The sequence below is a fragment of the Streptomyces sp. MS191 genome (assembly GCF_008042125.1).
Classification (GTDB): domain Bacteria; phylum Actinomycetota; class Actinomycetes; order Streptomycetales; family Streptomycetaceae; genus Streptomyces.
This window is the reverse complement of the sequence record NZ_RDBI01000052.1, coordinates 12,095-17,612: the sequence shown is the minus strand read 5'-3', so window position 1 is coordinate 17,612 and position 5,518 is coordinate 12,095. Positions and strand designations below refer to the sequence as shown.

General features: G+C 72.7%; 3 protein-coding genes. All 3 read right to left on the bottom strand.

Features of this window, described 5'->3' with window-relative positions; translation table 11 throughout:
• Positions 1 to 30: 30 nt before the first annotated feature.
• Positions 31 to 2,133 (bottom strand): SpoIIE family protein phosphatase, encoded by a 2,103-nt coding sequence (locus EAO71_RS22950; RefSeq protein ID WP_147979718.1) that lies wholly within the window; start codon positions 2,131 to 2,133, stop codon positions 31 to 33.
• Positions 2,134 to 2,500: 367 nt separating this feature from the next.
• Positions 2,501 to 4,312, bottom strand: a complete 1,812-nt coding sequence (locus EAO71_RS22945) for a S8 family peptidase (RefSeq protein ID WP_399752697.1) — start codon at positions 4,310 to 4,312, stop codon at positions 2,501 to 2,503.
• An 812-nt stretch (positions 4,313 to 5,124) separates the two neighbouring features.
• Entirely contained in the window at positions 5,125 to 5,403 is a 279-nt protein-coding gene (locus EAO71_RS22935) for a hypothetical protein (protein ID WP_147979717.1), read from the bottom strand.
• Between the last annotated feature and the right edge of the window lie 115 nt (positions 5,404 to 5,518).

Genomic DNA, 5,518 nt, shown 5'->3' with positions numbered 1-5,518 from the left:
GGGGTCCGGAAGGCCCTGGGGCAGAGGCCGCTACGTTCCGGACGCGGCCCGGTCCGTGGCGGCGGCTTCGGCGATGAGGAGGGCGACGTCGTCGTCGCTGTCCGGGTCGGGGAGTGTGGCGAGCAGTTCGTCGCAGGTGGCTTCGAGGGGCAGCGGGGGACCCGAGAGGTGCCGGAGGAGGGCGTCCATGCGGGTGTCGAGCGCGTGGTGGCGGCTCTCCAGGAGGCCGTCGGTGTACAGGAAGAGCCGGGCGCCGGGCGGCAGGTCGACCCGGGTGGTGGTGAACGGGATGTTCTCGGCGGCGCCGAGGGGTGCGCCGGGCGGCAGGTCGAGCAGGGTGGGCTGGTGGCCGGTCCGGGTCAGGGCGGGCGGCGGATGGCCGGCCAGGGCGATGCGGCAGTGCCCGGCGMCCGGGTCGCAGAGGGCGTAGACGCAGGTCGCGATGATCTCGTCGAGTTCGCCGGTGAGGACGTCGAGGTGCCGCAGGACCTCGTCCGGTTCGAGACCGAGCCGGGTCAGCGTGCGGGTGGCGGTGCGCAGCTGGCCCATGGTGGCGGCGGCGTTGATGCCGGATCCCATCACGTCGCCGACGACCAGGGCGGTGGTGCCGTCGGTGAGGGGGATGACGTCGAACCAGTCGCCGCCGACGTGTCCGGCGGTTCCGGCGGGCTGGTAGCGGCAGGCCACCTTGAGGCCCGGCGGATCGGGCGGGGTGCGCGACAGCAGGTGGCGCTGCAGCGTGGTGGCCGCCTGGAGCTGGGTCTGGTACCAGCGGGCGTTGTCGATGCACACGGCGGCGCGGGCGGCGAGCTCCTCGGCGAGCAGGATGTCGTCGGCGGTGAAGGGCAACGGGTTGCGGGCCCGCTTGAGGTCGAGCGCGCCGAGGACCTCGCCGCGGGCGATGAGCGGTACGGCGAGGTAGGAGTGGACGCCGGCGTCGGCCAGGATCGTGGCGGCGGCCGCGTCCCGGGCGATCCGGGGGAGGTCTTCGGGGCGTACGTGGGCCAGATGGACGGTGCGGCCGGTGGCGGCGCAGCGGGTGACGAGGCGGTCGGCCTCGTACCGGGTGATCTCGCCGACGGGGTCCGCCGCCCGGGCGGCGCTGGTGGCGTAGGCGGTCTTGACGGCGAGGGCCCGGAAGGCGGTGGGGGCGGTGGTCGGCCGGTGCAGGGTGCGCGGGTGGAGTGCGGCGTCCAGGACGTCGACGGCGGCGATGTCCGCGAGGTCGGGGACGACGGTGTCGGCGAGTTCGCGGGCGGTCTGCTCCAGGTTGAGCGTGGTGCCGATGCGCGTGGACGCCTGGGCGATCACCGCGAGGCGGCGACGGGCCTGGGAGCTCTGCAGGTCGGCGCGGTACTGCTCGGTGACGTCCAGCACGGTGGCGACGACGCCGATCACCCGGCCGATGGAGTCCTCGAGCCGGTAGTACGAGACCCGCCACGCCCGGTTGCTGCCGTTGCCGCCGTGGTGCGGGCGTTCGGTGGCGAAGCGGTCGAGCCGGGGTGTGCCGGTGGCGAGGACCTGCCGCATCGTCTCCTCGACGTCCTCGCGCTCGCCGAACGGCAGGTTCTCGGCGGCCTCGTGGCCGAGGCAGCCCTGGGCGGACCGGCCGGTGATCCGCTCGAAGGACGGGTTCACCAGGACGAGGCGCAGGTCGGTGTCGGCGACGGCCACTCCGGTCGGCGACTGCGCCACCAGCTGCGCGGACAGCGCGAGATTGCGCTCGATGCCGCGGACCACGGACTCGTCGGCGGCGATGCCGAGCGCGTACCGGCCACCCGCCTGGTCGGTGAGCCGCATGTTGCGGAACTCCACGGGACGGGAGGTGCCGTTCTTGTGCCGGATCGGGAAGACCCCCGCCCAGCTCCCGCCGCCCGTCATGACCTGGGCGAACAGGTCGAGGACGAGGGCGGAGTCCTCTTCGGCGACCAGCAGCCGGGCCGCGTACCGGCCGAGCGCCTCCTCGGCGGTCCAGCCGAACAGCTTCTCCGCCTGGGGGCTCCACAGGGTGATGCGCCCGCCGGCGTCGAGGACGATCGCGGCGACCCCCAGCATGTCGAGCAGGCCCCCGTGCTCGGGCGTGGCGAGGGAGCCGGCAGGCTGCACGCTGCGGTAGGCGTCGGCCGCGTCCATGGCGGGTCCTCCCTTACACGTGCCGGGCTGCCGGGGGCTGCGCGCGGGGCCCAACCGCTTCCATCGTCCTCCCGGTCGCCCTCCCGGGCAGCCCGGGCCGCATCTCCCTCCACCCATTCTTCACATGGAAACCGTTTTCACATGGCGCGGGAGTGTGCTCCCGGCGCCCGCCGGACACGGGGTGACCTGCCGGAACGCGCGGGTCCCGCACGGATGGCGACGACACGCGGCCGCCGCGTCCGGAGGCCCGGCGTTCCGCCCGCCTCCGCACGCACGGCGGTGGGCGGAGCCGCAGCGGCCCCGCCCACCGTGAGCGCGTGTCCCCCGGCCGGGCGACCGAAGGTCACGAGGCCGGGGGGTCGGCAGGTCAGAAGGTCAGGTTCCAGGCGTCGATCTTGCCCGTGTCCTGGCTCGCGTTGTCGTTGACGCGGAGCTTCCAGACACCGTTCGCGACCTCCGACGAGGCGTTGACGGTGAAGGTCTGGACGATGTTGTCCGTGCCGCTGCCGGTGCGGTTGTGCACCGTGTACACGGTGCCGTCCGGGGCCACCAGGTCGACCTTCAGGTCACCGATGTAGGTGTGCTTGATGTCCACGCCCACCTTCAGGGTGGCGGGCGCGTTGCCCGTCACTCCGCTGACCGTGATCGCGCTCTCCACCGTGGCGTTGTCGGCGATCGCGACGTCGGCGAGGTTCTCGAAGTACTTGCCGGGCGGCGGGGTGCTGCCGCCGACCGCCTTCAGGGCGTCGACCTGGCCGTCGCCGAAGAAGCCGTTCTTCGTCGTCGTTCCCGTGCAGCGGCTGTCCGACGGGCAGGCGGTGTCGTTGGCCTGCGAGTTCAGGCGGTCCCGGATGTCGGCCGGGGTGAACGTCGGGTTGACGCTGGCCAGCAGCGCCGCGACGCCCGCCACGTGCGGGGACGCCATCGACGTGCCGCTCTTGGTGCCGTACTTGCCGCCGGGCAGGGTCGAGTACACGCCCGAGGCGCCGTCGCCGCCGGGGGCCGCGACGTCGATGACGCCGTTGCCGAAGTTGGAGTACGAGGCCTTCACGTTGCCGCTGCCCATGGCCGCGACCGTCACGACGCCCGGCAGCTCGGTCGGGATGTCGATGCAGGCGTTGGTGATGGTGCGGTTGACCGGCGTCGAGTCGTTCGGGCTCGCGTTGTCGGTCGTCTTGTTCGCCAGGTCGTAGTTCGAGTTGCCCGCCGCGGCGACCTGGAGCGAACCCTTGCCCTCGGCGTAGGCCTGGGCACGGCGCACGCCCTCGATGATGGCGGCCTGGTCCACGTTGTCCGGGCAGTTGAACTGCCACGGGTCGGTGTAATAGCTGTTGTTGGTGACCTTGAAGCCGTGGTCACCGGCCCACATGAAGCCGCAGACGGTGTTCTCGGCGAAGAACAGGGTGCTCGTCGGCTCGGCGATGCGGACGGAGGAGATCTTCACGCCCGGCGCGACGCCGATGACGCCCTTGCCGTTCTTGGCCGCGGCGATGGTGCCGGCGACGTGCGTGCCGTGGGTGTCGACGTCGCGCCACGCACCGGCGCGGGTGTCCGCCTTGCCGTAGGCGCAGGAGACGGAGTCGGCCGCGTTGAAGTTGGGCGCGATGTCCTGGTGCTGGTCGTCGACGCCGGTGTCGAGGACGCCGACCTTCACGGAGGACGAGCCGGTGGTGACGGCCCAGGCCTGGTCGGCCTTGATCTGGGTCATGTCCCAGCGGTTGGACTCGGTCAGCGTCGTGGCCGACTGCGCCGGGTTCGCCGGCAGGGCCGGGTTGTAGGCGTCGGCCGGGACGTCGGAGGTGCGGGTCGCGCCGACCTGCTGGATGCCGCTCACGGCGCGCATCGTGGAGGCGAAGGTCGCCGAGGTCGAGTGCGCCACGACGACGCCGATGGCGTCGTAGTACGCGAAGACCGTGCCGCCGTTGTTGACGACCGCGGTACGCGCGGCGGAGGTGTCACCGGCAGCGGTGATCACCAGGTAGGCGCGGGTGCCGGCCGCCCAGGCCGCGGCGGTCTTCGCCGGTGCCGCCGGTGCCGCCGTACGCGCCGAGGCGGACGAGGGCTCCGGGGTCGTGGTGGGCGCCGCGTGGGCGGCGGGGACGGCGAGGGCCATGGTCGCGCCGAGGGCGGCGACCGTGATGGCGGAGAGTCTCAGCCGGCTCGATATGTGGGAAAACAAAGCGTCCTCCGATGACCCGGTGGCGCTGGTGGCACCGGCCGGGTCCTGTGATGTGTGGGGTGGACGCAAGATCCCAGACGAGGCGGTGCGGAAGGAAGCCTTCAGTCCGACAAGCCCCTTGGCGTTACCCAGTGTTGACCTGAGGTGACGCCGATCGGTGGGGGCTTCCACCGGGATGCCCCGCTTCGTGCCGCGAAGGGCCCGGCCGGAAGCTCGGGTCGGGGCGGACCGGACCGGACCGGACGACGGTGGTGGTGGTGAAACCGGCCTATGACATACAGGTTCACGGCCTCTTCGGTCGCGGCCGAGGTCGACGGCGGCGGCGAGATGCAGGCCGGCGTGGCGGAGGAGGGCGAGCTTCTTCCTGTGATCAGGAACTGGAGGACGCGAGGATCGAGGCAGTGCTCGACGTGCCGGCCGAGAGCGTCGACGAGCTGCGCGAGGTGCTCGCGAAGGTGCTGGCCTTCGGACGTGCGGAGACCCGGCCTCGGCTCAGCGGTGTCCCGGTCCGATCCGCTCGCCGAGACGGCGGTACCGGATCAGGAGTGCCGCGATGCCGACGAGGGCGACGAAGTGCCGGGGCTCGCGTTCGCGGCGGCGGCCCGGGCGGCGGCCCGCCGGCCGGGACGCGGTTCTCTCGACCGCCCCGCGATGCCGGCACGGCCGTCGCGAGGACTCGACAGCCTTGCGTGCACTACGGGTTCGGGTTCGGAGGCTCGCCCGCGCACCCATCGGCGCAGGTGGTCGTCGTCGCAGCCCGGAGAGCCGAGGTGATCGCCGCGCCTCCGTCGAGGTGTCTCCGCGCCTGCTCGTCAGTACAGGCGCGGGGACATGACATGGGGTTCGGACCCCTCGACCTCGAGGACACAGCGCGGGATGCCGGGCCCCGGCAGGGCGCGGACGGTCGCCGGGGTCGGCGGATCCGTCGGCAGCTCGATCGCCACGACCACCGGCCGGTCGCCGGCCGTCGTGGCGTGCCCGGTCTCCTTGCCGTCGACCAGGACCTCCACCACAGCGGTGTGCCCGGTCTGGAAGGTGACGCTGACCGAGTGTCCCGCGTGATCGATATGGAAGTGGTGGCGTCGTCTCATGTGGTCGCTCCCGCCGGGCCCGGCCTGCCGCATTCCCGGATCCGCCGACCCCGGCGACCGTCCGCGCCCTGCCGGGGCCCGGCATCCCGCGCTGTGTCCTCGAGGTCGAGGGGTC